Here is a 17141-nt window from a genome sequence, read left to right as displayed (position 1 = left end):
TCACTCTAAGCTTTAATTTTATAACACGGTATATATTTGCTCCCAGGTAGCTTCATTCGCCCCTGAGCTACAAATGCACCCAACAGCTTATCCATATCGGCCATCAGTGATTTATCACCACTTAATTCATACGGACCATGCTGTTTAATTGCTGTAATACCTTCATCCTTCACGTTACCGGCAACAATACCAGAAAAAGCACGTCTTAAGTTAGCAGCCAGTAATTGTTTTGGTTGCTCTAGGTGTAAGTCTAAGCTCGACATATTTTCATGCGTTGGTGCAAATGGGTGCTGAAAATCATTTTCAATCTTTAATGTCCAATTAAAGTAATAGGCATCACCTTCAGACTTACGATACTCGCGCACCGTTGCCATCGACTGTTTGAGCTTTTTGGCTACCAGCTCTGGATTGTCTACGATAATTTCAAACTTAGACAGAGCTTCTTTCCCAAGTGTTTTTTCAATGAAAGCACTGAGTTCTTCAAAATATGCCGCTGACTCTTTAGGGCCAGTTAAGATCACAGGTAAGCATTGCTTTTCATTTTCTGGATGTAACAAAATACCCAGTAAATAAAGCAGCTCTTCAGCTGTTCCAGCACCACCTGGGAAAATAATGATGCCATGCGCAATACGGATAAAAGCTTCAAGACGCTTTTCAATATCAGGCAAAATCACTAATTCATTAACAATTGGGTTAGGCGGTTCAGCGGCTATAATACTGGGTTCGGTAAGGCCTAAATAACGGTTATTCGAGATCCGTTGCTTAGCATGGCCAATTGTTGCCCCCTTCATCGGGCCTTTCATTGCACCCGGTCCACAACCAGTACAAATGTTTAGGCCGCGAAGACCGAGTTGATAACCCACTTCCTTGGTGTATTTGTATTCAACTTCATTAATTGAATGGCCGCCCCAACAGACAATCATGTTAGGGTCTTTATTCACTTCAAGCGCATCAGCGTTACGCAGCATGTCAAAAACCATATGGGTAATTTCTACCGGCGATTTATTTTCACCGTGATATTTTTGACAAATAAAAAGTATGTCGCGGATCACGGAAAATATGTGCTCATGGATACCGGTAATTATTTGACCATCAACAAAAGCAGACTCGGGGGGATTGCTTAACGCAATTTTTATTCCTCGCTCGCGTGCGAGTAGCTGAATATCAAAATCTTCGTATTTATCGTAGATTTCAGAGCTGGAATCGGTATGACTACCTACATTCAATACCGCCAATGCACAATTTCTAAAAAGCCTATATCTCTCACTTGTGGTTGACTGCTGAAGTAAATCGACTTCCAATCTTGATAATAAGTTAAGAACCCCAGTTGGGTTTAGCTCTACTTGCATAGGCTTACTCCTTGTTTGTAATGCGCAGCGAATTGGTATAACTGAACAAAGCGGGGACGAGTATAATGTCTCGCAACTCAGCCTTTACCCAAGTTAACTCTATTTACTTAAAACACAATCTATCTCGCCCGCTATTCTTCGCTTCATAAAGCGCTGCATCAGCTCGGTCAAAAGCACTCAACGCAGTGTCCCCTTTGACAAACTGAGTAGCACCGAGAGAAATCGTAATTTCGACTTCTTTTTCTTTAAATTTGAATGGTATAGATTTAATGACTTGCCTTACTTTTTCAAGCGGTTTTTGCGCATGAGTCAGCGGCATACCTGGCATTAGCAAAACAAATTCCTCACCGCCGTAGCGTGCGATAAAATCGCTTTTCCTAATAGACTTTTTAAGGGCTCGTGCGATCACTTGCAATGTTTTGTCGCCCGCACTATGACCATAACGGTCGTTGATAGATTTAAAGTGATCAACGTCGATAACAACCAGCGTCACATCTGAGTCGTTTATCTCAAATAGGTGCATTTCATGGGTTAGACGCTCATCGAAAGCTGCTCTATTTGGTAACTTAGTTAAGCTATCCAATAGGCTTTTGAACTTTTGTTCGCTGAGTCGTTTTTTATAATTTGAAACTTTGGACTCTAAGGTGTTAATACGATTATTAATTGCATCAAATGAGTCAAGCAGCGCCTCTCGTTCATTTTTTTCGAGCTTTTCACGCTCTATCAAATCAGCACTCAGTAGTTTCAACTCGTTGTCGACCAAGGCTTTAAGCTCAGTTATTGAGCTGGCGTTTTGGGTTTGCTGATTTAAGTTTTGAATTTTTAGTTCTATTTTATTGTTTAACGACTGTAGTTCTTTAGATGTTGATTTTGAACGCGCCGTTGTTTCAACAATAGAGCGATGTAGCTCTTCCAGTGTTTGATTCAGTGAAACCAAAAAACCTTGTGCGGATTGGCGCTCTTTGGCAATCGTTTGCGCAATAATTTTAATGATTTCTGTCGCTGCTGAATATAGATTATCTAAACTGTTGTTTTCCGCAACGCTTGCGCGGATCTCTTTAACCTTTTCTATTACTTCATCTTCGAAAATTAATTCGTTGATCAAAGCTTGAAGTTCAGCAGCTAGTTCTGGGTGGTGGCTGGCTGATGCCTCTTCTGTAATTTCTACTTTGGATTGTAAAACCGTATGGTAGATAGAAACCAAAGACTCTAACGCGGGGATGTAAGCATTAGTAGAGTTGATATCTTCAAGTTCTACATCCAATAAATGACGCAACTTTCTGCGCGACTCATCTGGTAATCCCTTGAGCTTCTGCAGTAACTTTCCGCTTTGCTGAATTGCCGTTTGCAATGCTTTTTGATTATTTGAATTGGTCACTTCTTGTGACTTTAGCGGCTCGGAAATTCCATCGATAAAAGGCACAAGCAGCTCAAAATCGACGCCTTTATTAAGTGCAATACGAAATTTAGCTAACTGATTATCAAGTGAAACATCTTGCCCTTTGCAGGCCAGGGATAACTTTGCAGCAAACTGAGTAAGGAGTTCTACTTGTTGTTTTCTTGCATCCTCAAGCGTTTTTCTAGCCTCTATGGCTTGCTTTAATTTCTGCTCGAGCATTAAGGCATTGTCAGTCACAGATTTCCAATCATAAAATAATCTCTTAGTTACCAAGTCTACAACAAATTACGCTGTTATGCGCGGAAATTTAACGTGGTAATGTATCGGAGTTTGCTGTTTACTCATCGATATTACTTAGCGTGTAAGTCGCTGATTTGGTAAATTGATTTTATCTCGAATTACCGATACAAAAATAATGAAGAAAAGCCTTATTGCCTTGGCATGTGCAGCAACATTTAGCGTTTATGCTGACGTCGACTACCGTATTTCAATTACACAACCGCAGCATCACCTTGCAGAAGTAGAAGTTCAGTTTCCAAAATCTTCTCAATCAAGCATCGATGTGCAACTTCCAGATTGGCGTACAGGTCGCTACGAGATATTGGATTTAGCCAACGGCGTACGCTTTTTTGACGCAAAATCTCAAAGCGGGCAATCACAAAAATGGGAAAAAATTGATAAAAACACATGGCGTGTACACCTTAGCGAGCCTACCGAGCTGACGGTTAAATATCAGGTTTATGCCAATGAGTTAGGTCTTCGAGCTAGACACATAGATGACACCCACGCGTTTATCGATGCATCTGGCTTTTTGATGTTTAGTGAATCTTTCAGATCAGAGCCTGTTTCTGTTGAACTCAATGTACCTAAAGGCTGGCGCTCAGTCTCCGGTATGGAGTTTGCCGATTCAAAAAACAGTTTCAAAGCCGATAACTATGACATATTGTTAGATTCTCCTATTGAGACTGGTATTAATCAGCTGCACAAATTTGAAGTGGATGGCCGTAGATATGAACTAGTTATTTGGGGCGAGGGCAACTATGACGTTGACCAAATGCTAGCCGATCTTAAAAAACTCGTTCAAACCGGCACGCTCATTTGGCACGATTATCCTTATGACCGTTATGTCTTTATGGTGCATGCAACCAGCGGTGCACGAGGGGCAACAGAGCACTTAAACTCGACGATTATTCAAAGACATAGAGACAGTTTTAAAGAAAGAGATGACTACATTGGTTTTATCTCTACAGCCGCACATGAATTCATCCACACGTGGAATGTCAAAAACTATCGTCCAGCAGGCATGGTTCCTTATGATTACGTAGCACCAAATTACACGGATTTGTTGTGGCTAGCAGAAGGCTCAACCAGCTACTTTGAGGATTATTTGCTGCTAAGTGCAGGGATCACCACCAATGACGAATATCTTAAAATGCTGACTAAGCGTGTTAATCGTCATTTGAAAACTCCTGGTCGTCATGTTCAGTCGGTTGCTGCAACGAGCTTTGATAAATGGATCAATCAAGGTGGCGATCATGGGATAAATTACAGCACCAATATCTATTCAGAAGGTGCGTTGGTGTCCATGGCACTTGATATCGACTTACTCGAAAAATCAAACGGAAAAATTAGCTACCGTGACGTTCATAAAGCACTTTACCAACAGCATAAATTGCCAAATAGCTTCACCAGTGAAGATGTTAAAAACATCCTAAAAGTGCTTACCGGTCAAGACTACAATACTTGGTGGAATGAATATGTTGATACACCAGCGAACATAGATTTTGACACATTACTCGACAAAGTAGGACTTGTTTATGATTATCCTAAGTCAGCAAAAGTGATTGCAGGCTTAGATGGTATGGCAAGACAAAAGGGTGAATTACTGGAGCTGACCCATGTAGCTCGAGATGGAAATGCATGGCAAGCGGGGCTAACAGCAGGCGACCTTATCGTTGCATTTGATAAGCACCATGTTCGTAAAGATTTAAAAGCGAGCTTAGAAAACTTCAAGCCAGGTCAAACAATCACGGTAGATTTTATCCGTCGTGATAAGTTGATGAATACGAAAATCAAGCTTGACCGCGACCATGATAAGCCTAAAAAGATAACATTTACGCCTAACCCATCAAGCGAGCAAGCGTTACTTTATAAAGCGTGGATGGGGGTTTCTCACCCAAATGAAATAAAATAATGGCAATCAAAAAGGGCTGATGATTATCAGCCCTTTTATAGTCCACAGCCCTAAGCTAAAAAGCAATTAGCTAAACTTAGGGCAACTTAACCTACATAATACGAGAGAAGAAACGTGAACGGTTTTTAGAGCGACTTCTACGCATAGAAGAGCGGATCTGAGAGCGCGTGCCCGCGAGCCAGCTTTCACGATCTACCTTAGCGTTATCACCACGTCTTGCTTCTTCAGTTGCTCTAAAGCCACAGAATTCTCTGTATGCTTTTAAGTCTAGCGACAGTTCTTGTAACACAAGTTCAATCATAATCGCATCATCGACATAGCCTAATACTGGGATATGATCTGGAACGATATCTTCTGGTTCACTGAAATAAGCAAGAGAAGCCATGATTTCATGCTTTTCATCTTCTGGCATTTGCCATTCTTCGTCTAACACTGCGTCAATTAGCGTTTGTAACGAAATCAGACGAGTGCTAACAAATTCAGGAAGGTTGGATTTTTCCATCGTTGCCACTAAATTACGCGCTTTAGCTATAATTTCGGCATCACTCACATCGCCACTTTTCTCAATAGCAGCTTTCATCATTCCACGGAAGTGTTCAAGATCTGAATCAGAGAGTTCAAAGTTGATTTCTATAGACACGTCTGTGCTCCCTCAACGTTGTTATTATTAATGGTTTAAGCAAAAAGTTAAACTTATTGCAATAATCTTAGATACTAGCACATCTTTTTCAGAAGTCTTCCCATAAATTACACTTTTAACACGAATTTTTCTCTATTCCGTACAAGTATAAAACCCATTGTTCAAAAGGCGTACAGCGGCTTTCGCATCATATAACTAGAAGTGTTGCTGATAGCGTTTGAGAACCAGTCCGCGATAAAACTTGTTTTTTATAAACTTATTTATCTGAAGCAATTGTTTACGCCAAAAATACCGCTTTGCTCCTGTAACACTTGGAGCTCTATCTATGGTACTCGCAAACTTTTCACCATGACTAACAGGACAAGGACTCATTACAAATACACTGAGCTGTTTTTCCCAAAAATGTTGATAATCAATATCTATAGGCCTACCGAAAGGAGTTGACTTAGATAATATTTTCTTCGCCCCCTCAAAACTTATAAGCTGGGCAACGGTTCCGGCGGGTACTTTATTTTGCATAAATAACGATAACGATTTATTTAGCGGAAAGCTTGCAATCGGAGTGCGTTTGTTCTTTTGAGATTGAAATAGCTTGATCATATCCCATTCAAATGGCAATGAAGCAATCTGTTGGTCAATCTGTGCTAAGTCGTCGTGGAGCTGAAAATCATCTTCAAAAATAAAAGCATAGGGCAATTCTAACTCAACAATTTTTTCAAGTGCTTTGATATGACTTAGATAACAACCTATTTCACCCAAGGTTAAAGGGCGAAAATATTGCTTAGCGTTTTTTAACTTACAATAGCTCGTATCTATAACGTCTGCGCTCAGCTCTGCGCCTTTTACAGCGCTAATCCTTTCAAAGGGTAGAGAGAACTTATCAAACTGGAAAGTAGACTCCTTGAGTCTATCAGTGCAAGAATCTAAATTGATAAGAAAAATATTCGGTTTGGTCACGATAACTCTTAAATCCGCTAACTAATTACATTATGAGTGTGCGACTTTTGTATGACAATGAAATGACCAAGTTCTGACATGAGAGTAGGGTATCAACCCTACTCTAAAGGAAATTATTACCAATCACTCGCAGCTGAGCAGTAACTCACTGCAGTTTGACGGTCTTCCGTTCTGTTATCATGGCGACTTGACATGCCGATGATTGCACCATTACCACCTAATGTCCAAGGTTGGTCGTAGCCTGTGTATTGTGTTGTAATACATGATTCAGCGAATAGTGCAGCGCCTGCGCTAGAGGTTGCCATAGATGCGCAATTAAAGTTAAACAAGCGGTCTTCTGTACCATTATCGTGACGACTTGACATTCCGACAAAGAATTGACCATTAGGACAAACAAAGTTAAACGCTTGATCGTATGAATTTACGTAACCGCTCCACTTAGTCGTTTTACGATAAATGCGACTACCACTATCCGTTGTAAATTTTACACAGACTAAGCTAAAACGTCTGTCTTCTTGCTTATCTTGGTGGTAGCTTGAAATTGATTTAATAAACATATTACTTGGACAAGTGTAAGTAAATGCTTGGTCAAAATCATTTAAATACCCCGTATTGAGTTCACTATAAACACGTAAGTTACCACCAGCTAGCGTTGAAAAATCACTGGCAATTTCGGTGCTCTCAGTTTTCGCTAATTTAGTCTCAGTAACGTCATAACCTGAAACATCGTTATTAGTTTCTATTAGCGCAATTATCTCATCTAAATTCTTAGCTTGAGAAGCGGGGATCTCATATACACTGCCATTTACTGTATACTCGAATGGCTTAGCTTGTTCATTAGCAGAAGCAGGAGTGCTAAGCATAGCAACAGAGAAGGATAGAGCTGAAAGCTTTATTAATGTGTTCATCTTAATTCCTTTAAAAATAGTAGTTAATTTAGCGCCAACAACAAAAATAGCATCTGAATTAAACGCTACCTTTTCTTAATAAACAAGCTTTTTTATTAACACAAAAAACAAAAGAAATGCATAATCAGCATCAATTAAATACAGACTGTTGCAGATCCCAACTCCGCTCAAAATACATACAGCTTATTTTTTCTAAATTTGTATCGCGTTACACCACAATTACTATTCACTATTTTTATATAAAAGACGCTACGCGAAGCGACATTAGAATCGAGTAAAGCAACAATGAAAAATTTATTAACGCTTAAACAGACAAAGTCAAGGGGATTGCAAACGAGGAATCCTAGGGTGGGATAGGGCAGAAGAAGCACAACACTTCTCCGTATTTTGTATTTATTTTTCAGTCACATTAAACGAAACTATCCATGGCGAGACTTTATCGAGGCCTTTGCCCAGTTCAATTGCAATTTTGCTAGTAGAGCTCGGCGAAGTAATGTCCGTACGCATTAGCTGGCCACTCTTTTGGCTATCACCAGCCCAAGAGTGATCTAAACATTGCCTTGCTAGACTCTGTGCATAGTTATGGATTTTTACTGCGTTTTCGTACTCTTTGAACTGCTCAGAACAGGTATATTTTGATTTTCCACTAGCGCTTTCTATAATTTGGCATTTATTGCCAACTAAATGTGCCTTAGCCTGCCAAGAGTTAATTAACTTTGCGCCGACTTCAGCACCTTTAAGCGCTGAAAACCCTGTGGATGATGCACTTAGAAGCGTATTAAGTTTCTCGCAATTAGACATATCATCGAGCTTTTCTTGTTGCTCTGGGGTTAATGTTGAACATCCGGCAGCTGTCAATCCTGCCAGCATTAGACCAAGTAATCTTGTTTTCATAAACCGTTCCATACTGTTCGTAGTAGCACCATTAAAGTTAGACTAATATTTTGCCACTGCATAGTTGTAAGACTATGAGAAGTTTACCTTATTTATATGAACAGGAGTTGATCTAATTACAGGTTTATCCCAATTTTACTAAGCTGGCTTGTTTCGGCACGATGTCTGGAACAAGCCAACGAAGGGATAGACGAAATGATTACTTACCCAAAGCGAAAATTACTTATGCCTATCTTTTAGCGTACTGACCACCTCACTGAGTGTAAGGCCCTGCCTCTGAAGTAAGACAATGAGGTGATACAGTAAGTCTGCGGACTCATTGAGCAACTCTTCGTTGTCGTTTTTCATCGCCGCGAGCGCCACTTCAACCCCTTCTTCTCCGACCTTTTGACAACTACGACTTAAGTCTTTAGCAAATAAAGAGGCGGTATAGCTGCTTTCAGGTGATGCATTTTTCCTCTGGGCAATCACTCGCTCAAGCTTTCCTAAAAATGCAAGCTCTGGCATGGTTTCCGCAAAGCAGCTTTCGCTGCCAAGGTGGCAAGTTGGACCTTGCGGCTTTGCGTAAATCAGCAGGCTGTCTTTATCACAATCGGTATGCACTTCCACCAAGGTCAATACATTGTTTGAGGTTTCACCTTTGGTCCAAAGGCGCGATTTTGAACGCGAATAAAAAGTAACGAGTTGCTTTTCTAGCGTCGCCTCAAGAGCTTCTCTGTTCATAAAGCCTTGCATCAACACTACCCCGGTTAATACATCTTGTACGATAGCGGGAATGAGTGCTGATTTATCAAAATCTACTTCTGCTATGTTTTGTTTATTAATAATCATTGTCGTGCCGCCACATCATTATTTATTAAGAACTGCTTGAGCTTTGGAATGTCAATCACGCCTTTATGGAACACACTTGCAGCCAAGGCGCCATCGACATTAGTTTGTTTAAATACATCAACAAAGTCTTGCATACTACCCGCGCCGCCAGAAGCGATAAGTGGCACTTTACACAGCGCCCTAATCGCGCTGAGCTGCGCTATATCATAGCCATTACGCACGCCATCTTGATTCATACAATTAAGTACAATCTCTCCAGCGCCAAGGTCTTGAACTCGTTTGACCCATTCGTGCGTTTTGTATCGAGTACGACTTGCCGCATTCGGATCGCCAGTTAACTGGTATACTAAATATTCCTGAGTTTGCTTATCATAGAAGCTGTCTACGCCGACAACCACACATTGCTTACCAAATTCGTCATGTAACTCTTTAATGAGTTCAGGCCTTGCAATGGCAGGGCTGTTAATCGAGATCTTATCTGCGCCTTGCTCAAGCACTCGAGCCGCATCAGCCACTGATTTAATCCCACCAGCTACACAAAATGGTATATCGATATGTCTGGCAATTTCAGCTACCCAATTGACATCGAGTAAACGCTTTTCTACGCTAGCACTGATCTCATAAAACACCAGTTCATCAGCACCTGCCTCACTATAACGCTGGGCGAGATCAAGAATATCACCGACGACTTCATGGCCTTGGAATTTAACGCCTTTGACCACCTGACCGTCTTTTACGTCTAAACAAGGAATTATGCGTTTTGATAGCATGTTAGAGCCTCCTCAACGCTAAATACACCTTCAAGTAGCGATTTGCCAAGTATTACTCCACCTACTTGTTGCTTTGCAAGCCGTGCAATATCGTCAAGAGAGCTCACGCCCCCTGATGCTTGTACTTTAATTGCGCCGTTATGTTTAGTGATGTCTTCGTATAAGGAAAACGATGGACCTGTCATCGTGCCATCCTTACTGATATCCGTACATAAGAAATCACTCACACCTTGCTCAACATAAAAATCTAACAGCTCGAATAGATCGCTTTTCGCATCATTTAGCCAGCCGTGAGTGGCAGGAGACCAGCCGCTTTCGGTTTTGTTCACATCAAGTGCAATCACGAATTTGTCGGCGCCACATGCTTTAATCCACGCAGCAACTTCTTGCTGTTTATCTACCGCCATCGAGCCAATCACCACTTGGGCAGCTCCGGCATCTAACCATTGCTTTACGTCGTCTATACTGCGAATACCTCCGCCTACCTGAAAGGGAACAGATAAAGCCTTAGTCGCCGCTTGGATAGTGCGCCACTGCTTTTTGCTCGGGTCACGAGCCCCTTCTAAATCCACCAAATGTAGCTTGGCTGCGCCTGCATTTTGGTATTCAAGTAAACGCTCAGCTAAATTAAATGGGTAAAACTGTGCGGTTTCGTACTTGCCTTGATACAAACGAACAATATTGTTCTCTAATACATCTAAAGCGGGAATAATCATTGTTCGTCCTTTTATAGCTGCCAATTAATAAAGTTTTGTAAAAGCTGCGCACCAACCTTGCCGCTGCGCTCAGGGTGAAATTGCATGCCAGCATAATTGTCGTTTGCGACAATCGCAGAGAACGCTTGACCGTACTCACCCGAAACCAATGTCGATTGATTGATGGTATGCGCAAAACTGTGTACAAAGTACACTTGGTCTTGTTCACTGAGCCCTGAAGTGAGCGCATGGGGCTTCACCACACGGAGATTATTCCAGCCCATATGCGGTGCAGTTAACTCATTAGTCTCTAATAACTCAACCTTACCCGGAATGCGACCTAAGCACGGAATATCCCCTTCTTCAGTCGATTGACAAAGCAGCTGCATCCCTAAACAAATCCCCATCAAAGGCCGTTGATAGTCAGCTACTGCGTCTGCCCAGCCTTGCTCATTTAACCGCTTCATTGCCACATTAGCGTGGCCGACGCCGGGTAAAATGGCTCGCTCAAAGCGGGCTAGCTTCTCCGGTGCAGTGATCACTTCAGGCGTGACACCAAGGCGCTCAAATGCAAAACGCACTGAGTTAATATTGGCACAACCAGTATTAATAATTGCAATCATAAACACCCCTTAGAACTTGCCATTTGCTGTGACGCGTCTGTTGCAATTGCCATACGAATAGCACGAGAAAATGCTTTGAATAAACCCTCAACTTGGTGGTGGGCATTACCTTCGCTTACGCTCAAAATTAAACTCACTGCCGCATTATCCGCGAAGGATTTAAAGAAATGCTCAACCATTTGTACATCCAAGTCGCCCACTTTATCTCTTGTAAAGTCAGCGTTAAGTACAAAAGACGCGCGTCCAGATAAATCCAACTGACATTCTGCTTTACATTCGTCCATAGGCAGCGCAAAGCCATAACGTGCGATTTGTGATTTTGTGCCAAGCGCAGTCTTAAAAGCCTGACCAAGGGCAATACCGATGTCTTCTACGAGGTGGTGCTCGTCTATATGTAAGTCACCTTTCGCCTGAATATTCAGGCCAAGGTTAGCGTGAGTTCTGATCTGATCTAGCATGTGGTCGAAAAAACCAAGCCCTGTTGAAATCTCTCCATTTGCTTGTTGATCCAGATTTATCGCTACCGAAATCTGTGTTTCTTTGGTATTTCTGGCAATTTGTGCACTTCGATTTAAGGTGGTTAACTGCGTCACAATAGCAGGCCAGTTATCTTTGTAGAGAATACCTTCAATGCAGAGGTTTTCTGCAAGCTGAATATCGGTTTGCCTATCGCCAATAACAAATGATTTGCTAAGGTTCACTTTACCTGAACGCATCAGTTCAGTGAGTAATCCTGTTTTAGGTTTGCGACATTGGCAGTTGTCTTCGTCAAAGTGAGGACAGATCAGTACTTCTTCAAAACGGATCCCTTGGCTTGTTAAGATTTGCATCATTTTATCTTGAGGCGCATCAAAATCAGCTTTAGGGAAGCTATCTGTACCGAGACCATCTTGGTTAGATACCATCACTAGCTTATAACCAAACGACTGCAGTTGTAATAGCGCTGGGATCACATTGGGTAATAGTGCCAATTTCTCTAGGCTATCCACTTGTTTATCGGTTATTGGCTCTTCGATAATAGTGCCATCGCGGTCGATGAATAAATAGGGGGCGCTCATGATACTTCCTCAGTGACTTGGCATTGTTTCAGCCAGTTTTCTACTTGTTTTAATTCCTGCTCATTGCCGATAGAGATCCGCAGCCAGTTGTCCTCGCCAAACAGCACAAATGGCCGCATGATTAACCCCTGGCGCATCGCTTGCTCCACAAACTGTTTGTCGGTTAGCTGTAAAGTAACAAAGTTGCCTTCGCCGCATAACATTGCGCTTACGAACTCGCTGTCTTGTAGCCATTGTATAAGCTTCTTTTTTGCTAGGTTCAAAATAGAGACTTGCCGGCGCATCTGCGTTATCGCATCTGACGTTAACGCTGTTGCTGCTATTTGTGCCACGACTGTAGAAACAGGGTAGGGCGCAATCACTTTTCTCACCGGTGCCAATAGCGCTTCACTCGCTAACATAAAGCCAACGCGCAGTCCTGCCAGTGCAAACGCTTTAGATAGCGTACGCAGCACAACAACGTTTGAGAATTCTTTGATAAGCTCGACACAGGTTTGTTCTTCACAGAACTCAATATAAGCTTCATCAACGACCACGATTGCACGGCCTTTAAGCTTATCAGCAAGTGCAGCGACTTTGCTGGCAGGTTGTATTGCGCCAGTTGGGTTATTTGGATTACACACAAATACCAATTTAGCGTCACCAATTGCACTGATGAGTGAACCCACATCGTTTTTAGCAAGCTGCGCTTGGCTTAATTCATTAATAGCGATGTTGTGGGTGTCTGCCGTTACTTTGTACATACCATAGGTAGGGGTAAAGATTGCAATGCTATCTTTGGCCGGTTCACAATATGTGCGTACTAATAACTCAATGCCTTCATCGGCTCCACGCGTCATCAGTACATTTGTTTGCTCGACCTTAGCGTAGCCTGCATAGGCATCAATTACCGCTTGAGGTTGCGGATCTGGATAACGGTTTAAGTTATCAAAGCACATTTCAAGCACACGAGCGTATGGACTTTCATTGGCATTGAGCCACGTGGTGCCGGTCAACTTTGCACTCTTTGCAGAGCTGTAAGCCTTAAGCTTTTCAATGTTATTTGGTAACGCAATATTAGTCATTATTATTCTCCAACCTCACTTTAACGGCGTTCGCATGTGCATCTAGGCCCTCAGCTTGTGCCAAAGGTAAAATGGCAGAGCGCAAACCACGAAGGCCTTCTTTTGTGATGGTTTGTACTGTGTAAGCCTTATAGAAATCCATCAGATTTAAACTTGAGTAGGTTTTTGAATAACCATAGGTTGGCAATACATGGTTGGTGCCAGACGCATAGTCACCTGCTGATTCTGGCGTATAGTCACCAACAAACACTGAGCCTGCGTTTTTTACTAGCGGCAGGAAACGCTCTGCATCTCTTATCTGTAAGATTAGGTGTTCTGGCCCATACTCTGCTGAGATTTCAAATGCTTGCTCTATGCTCTCAACTAAAATCAGCGTGCTGTTTTTAAGCGCAGCTCTGGCAATATCAGCGCGACTAAGCTTGCTTAGTTGACGCTCGATTGCAGCTTCAGTTTCTTCGATAAGTTGACTGTCAGACGCCAATAATATGACTTGCGAGTCTTCCCCATGCTCCGCTTGAGAAAGTAGATCGGCGGCGATAAATTCTGGATTAGCGCCCTTATCTGCAATCACTAACACCTCCGAAGGGCCTGCCGGCATATCAATCGCAAGTCCCGGCACTGACTGAGAAAGCAGCTGTTTTGCCATTGTGACAAAGCTATTGCCTGGACCAAAAATTTTGTTCACTTTTGGTACGCTGTTAGTACCTAGCGCCATGGCAGCAATTGCACCTGCACCACCACATTCAATCACATCGGTAACGCCACACAGTTTAGCCGCATACAAAATCGCAGGATGTATTTGGCTATCGCCTTTAACCGGCGTCGCCAACACGATTGTTTTTGCACCACTTAGCTGCGCACACACGCCTTGCATCAAGACAGAAGAAGGCAGTGGCGCGCTACCACCTGGCACATATAAACCCACGGCTTCTATCGCTTGATATCTGAGCTCGCAGGTCACGCCTGGCTGAGTCTCAATTTTCTTGCTTTGTGGTAACTGCAACTGGTGAAACTTCTTAATGTTGCTATACGCTTGGTCAATAGCACTTTTAAGTTCAGGTGCTAACGCAAATTCGCTTTCAATAAGCTCTGATCCTGTTACCCGTATTCTTGGATTAATACGTGCGTCGAACTGCTCGGCATAACCAAGTAATGCGTTGTCGCCGTTGCGAGCGACGTTATCAATTATCTTTTCAACTGCTGCTTTTACTTTATCGCCCACTTTGACCGCAGGACGGCTCAAGCATTCGCTGCGTTGCTCGCTGGTGGCTTGCTGCCAATCAAACATGCTGTTACTCCATCATCTTTTCAATTGGCATGACGAGAATAGAGTTAGCACCGAGCGCCTTTAACTCTTCCATTGTCTCCCAAAATAGGGTTTCAGAGCTAACCATGTGAAGTGCAACATATTCATCACTGCCAGCAAGTGCAAGTAAAGTTGGTTGGCCTGTACCTGGAAGTAATGCACATACTTCATCTAACTTATTCTTTGGTGCATGCATCATGATGTACTTGCTTTCTTTTGCTTGTTTCACCCCTTTAAGGCGTGGCATTAACTTATCGATAAGCGCAAGCTTACTTTGGTCAGTCAATGCTGAATTTTGAATGAGGCAAGCATTAGATTCTAAGATGGTATCGCCTTGCATAAGGCCATTAGCCTCAAGCGTTGCACCGGTTGATACTAAGTCACAAATGGCGTCAGCAAGGCCTGCTCGAGGTGCTACTTCTACCGAGCCCGTTAACATGACCACGCTAGCATCGATGTTCTCACGCTTTAGATATTGCTTTAAAATCTCAGGGTAGGTGGTTGCGATGCGTTTGCCGTTAAACCACGCCTTTTCCTGTTGACCTAGCTCTTGTGGCCACGCCAGTGCTAAACGGCAAAAGCCAAAGTCCAGTCTTGAAAGTTTAGTGACTTCAGCAAACTGCTCGTTGCGAACACGCTCAGCTTGAGCTTCTTCTAACACGTTTTCGCCGACAATGCCTAAATCACAAACGCCGTCCATTACAAGGCCGGGAATATCGTCATCACGTACTCTAAGTACATCAATAGGCATGTTGGTAGAGTGGGCGATCAAACGCTGTTCACGTAGGTTTAGTTTTACACCAAGTTGTTTGAGAAGGGCTTGACAATCCTTTGAAAGACGGCCTGATTTTTGGATTGCGATTCTTAAACGGTTGCTGTTGCTCATTATTTATTTCCTAATTCTTTAAACGAAAAACCCCGAGGCGGAACCTCGGGGCGAAATAAACTTTGACTATACTTTTTGCTTCGCCGGAGGTTCCTTTAAGGAATAACCCACCAGCGAAATACCTGACAGGTTATCCCGTATGATGATGGTGATGATGAATTGCTGTCAGTGTCATTAGCATGATGTTACCTTTGTAATATATCTGCTGTTCAAAAAGTTCATTTATAGATAAACACATTATTGTTCTATTTGGCAATCATTTTTTAACGCAAATTAAAGAATAGCTTATAACAGCCGATAATAAGTAAGATCAACAATAGGTTAGTGGAGAAATATATGGATGCGTTTAAACCGTTTTTAGGCCCAATCGTACGGCTAGATGTAACTCATAAGTCTGCATTTCATGTAGCTGGTGTGCAGCACTATAAGATTGAAAAAGTTAAGAAAGATCTAAAAACCGAGATCGAACTTAAACGCCAAGCTGCTGAGCATGAAAAAATTAAAGAAAGCGAGGATGAAGAGGATGAGGAGGAAAAATCTCACGAAGAACATAAGGGTGAGAATCTAGATACATGGGCGTAATCGTAAAATGTTTTGTTGCGTCTGTTAGTTTAAACTCACTTCACCTCGGTGCCAATACATTTCCAGAACTGGTAAAGATATTTTTCGTCTTCGCAATACTTAGACCAGAAAAACTGCCGCCTTTCAAAAAGTTAGTAACCGCTACCCCCAACCATATTAAAAAATAAGATATTTTGTTTATAAAGGTGTAATGCCGTGTAATTCAAATCTAGCATTTTCACACCTATGTTTATAAACGAAATGGTGGCTAGGATAAAAATTCTAGGCCGTAAATCCATTTTAAGTTAAGTGAAAGAAAGTGATTCGATGATATGGTGAATGTGCAGGACGCCACAAGAGAGGGATCACTAATTTCTTGTAAATTTCATCCGATAGGAGAGGAATGTCATGTCAACATTAGAAGCATCTTCAGAAAGCATTAATGTGCTCATTGTCATTGATACAGAGTACGTGAAAGCGCATTACCCCCACCCAAGCCAAGACCAAAATAATCCCACACCTATAGATCATAACAGTGAGTTTATGATTGCTTCAGATCCCAGAGGCATTGTTAGTGGACAAGGTACTGCGGTACTAAACTTTAGAGCAAACGCTGGGGACAATGTTTCCTTTAGCGGCACGTCGATTTACGGCAACGCCGATGATGCAGTGATTATCTACGGGATCAAACAATTTGGTGGTACTCAGGTATTTAACACGTTTGTGACTAACAGCGTAAATCGCACTGAAGCAGCAGTTCCAAATGTTAATTCCGGCAACAATAATGGTTTACCAGCGGCGCATGTAAGCACAAACTTTATGACGCTGGATTCTAAGGTGCGAAACTCAGGCACTGAAAACTTTCAAGTTCAGTTTGCGTTATATACGCTTAGTTCAGATGGTCAAAGCCAGTCGCTTTTAGGATATTATCAATGGGATCCAACCATCACTGTTAGCTGAACAAAGTAACTGTTGACCAAAATAGACTTATTTTGTACATATTTAA

General features: G+C 42.1%; 17 protein-coding genes. 3 read left to right on the top strand and 14 right to left on the bottom strand.

All coding sequences use genetic code 11. From position 1 onward, the window contains the following. Positions 1 to 5 precede the first annotated feature (5 nt). Together ppnN and L3V43_RS08020 are read right to left on the bottom strand one after the other, a co-directional pair. On the bottom strand, positions 6 to 1349 hold the full coding sequence (ppnN, locus tag L3V43_RS08025; protein WP_010605486.1) for a nucleotide 5'-monophosphate nucleosidase PpnN: 1344 nt from the start codon (positions 1347 to 1349) through the stop codon (positions 6 to 8). Positions 1350 to 1452: 103 nt separating this feature from the next. Then, positions 1453 to 2985 carry a GGDEF domain-containing protein gene (locus L3V43_RS08020; RefSeq protein ID WP_235367241.1) on the bottom strand — a complete coding sequence of 511 codons (1533 nt, stop codon included), beginning with the start codon at positions 2983 to 2985 and terminating at the stop codon, positions 1453 to 1455. A 178-nt stretch (positions 2986 to 3163) separates the two neighbouring features. On the opposite strand from L3V43_RS08020, the gene L3V43_RS08015 reads away from it, so the two are divergent. After that, entirely contained in the window at positions 3164 to 4942 is a 1779-nt protein-coding gene (locus L3V43_RS08015) for a PDZ domain-containing protein (RefSeq protein WP_237116262.1), read from the top strand. A 91-nt stretch (positions 4943 to 5033) separates the two neighbouring features. On the opposite strand, the gene L3V43_RS08010 is transcribed toward L3V43_RS08015, so the two are convergent. From L3V43_RS08010 to hisG, 12 genes are all read right to left on the bottom strand, one after another. After that, positions 5034 to 5582: a YkvA family protein gene (locus L3V43_RS08010; RefSeq protein WP_237116263.1), complete on the bottom strand. Its 549-nt coding sequence runs from the start codon at positions 5580 to 5582 to the stop codon at positions 5034 to 5036. Positions 5583 to 5777: 195 nt separating this feature from the next. Further along, entirely contained in the window at positions 5778 to 6539 is a 762-nt protein-coding gene (locus L3V43_RS08005; RefSeq protein WP_237116264.1) for a glycosyltransferase family 25 protein, read from the bottom strand. A gap of 116 nt (positions 6540 to 6655) precedes the next feature. Beyond that, positions 6656 to 7447, bottom strand: coding sequence for a dermatopontin-like protein (locus L3V43_RS08000; protein ID WP_237116265.1), 792 nt, complete (start codon positions 7445 to 7447; stop codon positions 6656 to 6658). Positions 7448 to 7840: 393 nt separating this feature from the next. Continuing rightward, complete coding sequence (locus L3V43_RS07995) at positions 7841 to 8341, bottom strand: hypothetical protein (RefSeq protein ID WP_010605480.1); 501 nt, start codon at positions 8339 to 8341, stop codon at positions 7841 to 7843. 219 nt (positions 8342 to 8560) lie between these two features. Next, entirely contained in the window at positions 8561 to 9172 is a 612-nt protein-coding gene (hisIE, locus tag L3V43_RS07990) for a bifunctional phosphoribosyl-AMP cyclohydrolase/phosphoribosyl-ATP diphosphatase HisIE (RefSeq protein ID WP_102058098.1), read from the bottom strand. Then, positions 9169 to 9942 (bottom strand): imidazole glycerol phosphate synthase subunit HisF, encoded by a 774-nt coding sequence (gene hisF, locus L3V43_RS07985; RefSeq protein WP_102058097.1) that lies wholly within the window; start codon positions 9940 to 9942, stop codon positions 9169 to 9171. The genes hisIE and hisF overlap by 4 nt, the downstream gene beginning before the upstream one ends. Continuing rightward, positions 9924 to 10658, bottom strand: a complete 735-nt coding sequence (locus L3V43_RS07980; RefSeq protein ID WP_237116266.1) for a 1-(5-phosphoribosyl)-5-[(5-phosphoribosylamino)methylideneamino] imidazole-4-carboxamide isomerase — start codon at positions 10656 to 10658, stop codon at positions 9924 to 9926. The genes hisF and L3V43_RS07980 overlap by 19 nt, the downstream gene beginning before the upstream one ends. An 11-nt stretch (positions 10659 to 10669) precedes the next feature. Continuing rightward, complete coding sequence (hisH, locus tag L3V43_RS07975; protein ID WP_237116267.1) at positions 10670 to 11260, bottom strand: imidazole glycerol phosphate synthase subunit HisH; 591 nt, start codon at positions 11258 to 11260, stop codon at positions 10670 to 10672. Beyond that, positions 11257 to 12318 carry a bifunctional histidinol-phosphatase/imidazoleglycerol-phosphate dehydratase HisB gene (gene hisB, locus L3V43_RS07970; protein ID WP_174169185.1) on the bottom strand — a complete coding sequence of 354 codons (1062 nt, stop codon included), beginning with the start codon at positions 12316 to 12318 and terminating at the stop codon, positions 11257 to 11259. The genes hisH and hisB overlap by 4 nt, the downstream gene beginning before the upstream one ends. After that, on the bottom strand, positions 12315 to 13382 hold the full coding sequence (gene hisC / locus L3V43_RS07965) for a histidinol-phosphate transaminase (protein WP_237116268.1): 1068 nt from the start codon (positions 13380 to 13382) through the stop codon (positions 12315 to 12317). The genes hisB and hisC overlap by 4 nt, the downstream gene beginning before the upstream one ends. Beyond that, the gene (hisD, locus tag L3V43_RS07960) at positions 13375 to 14670 is read right to left on the bottom strand and encodes a histidinol dehydrogenase (protein WP_237116269.1); all 1296 of its coding nucleotides are present in this window, start codon (positions 14668 to 14670) and stop codon (positions 13375 to 13377) included. The genes hisC and hisD overlap by 8 nt, the downstream gene beginning before the upstream one ends. A 4-nt stretch (positions 14671 to 14674) precedes the next feature. Next, positions 14675 to 15574 carry an ATP phosphoribosyltransferase gene (gene hisG / locus L3V43_RS07955; protein ID WP_237116270.1) on the bottom strand — a complete coding sequence of 300 codons (900 nt, stop codon included), beginning with the start codon at positions 15572 to 15574 and terminating at the stop codon, positions 14675 to 14677. A 336-nt stretch (positions 15575 to 15910) separates the two neighbouring features. Here hisG and L3V43_RS07950 point away from each other — a divergent pair, with 336 nt between their 5' ends. Together L3V43_RS07950 and L3V43_RS07945 are read left to right on the top strand one after the other, a co-directional pair. After that, a complete protein-coding gene (locus tag L3V43_RS07950; protein ID WP_010605471.1) occupies positions 15911 to 16156 on the top strand; it encodes a hypothetical protein in 246 nt (81 codons plus the stop codon). Between the two features lie 387 nt (positions 16157 to 16543). Beyond that, on the top strand, positions 16544 to 17095 hold the full coding sequence (locus L3V43_RS07945; RefSeq protein WP_102058090.1) for an inclusion body family protein: 552 nt from the start codon (positions 16544 to 16546) through the stop codon (positions 17093 to 17095). Positions 17096 to 17141 lie beyond the last annotated feature (46 nt).

The sequence above is a fragment of the Pseudoalteromonas sp. L23 genome (assembly GCF_021728455.1).
Classification (GTDB): domain Bacteria; phylum Pseudomonadota; class Gammaproteobacteria; order Enterobacterales; family Alteromonadaceae; genus Pseudoalteromonas.
Note: the sequence above shows the minus strand (reverse complement) of the source record. Positions and strands in the feature narration are given on the sequence as shown.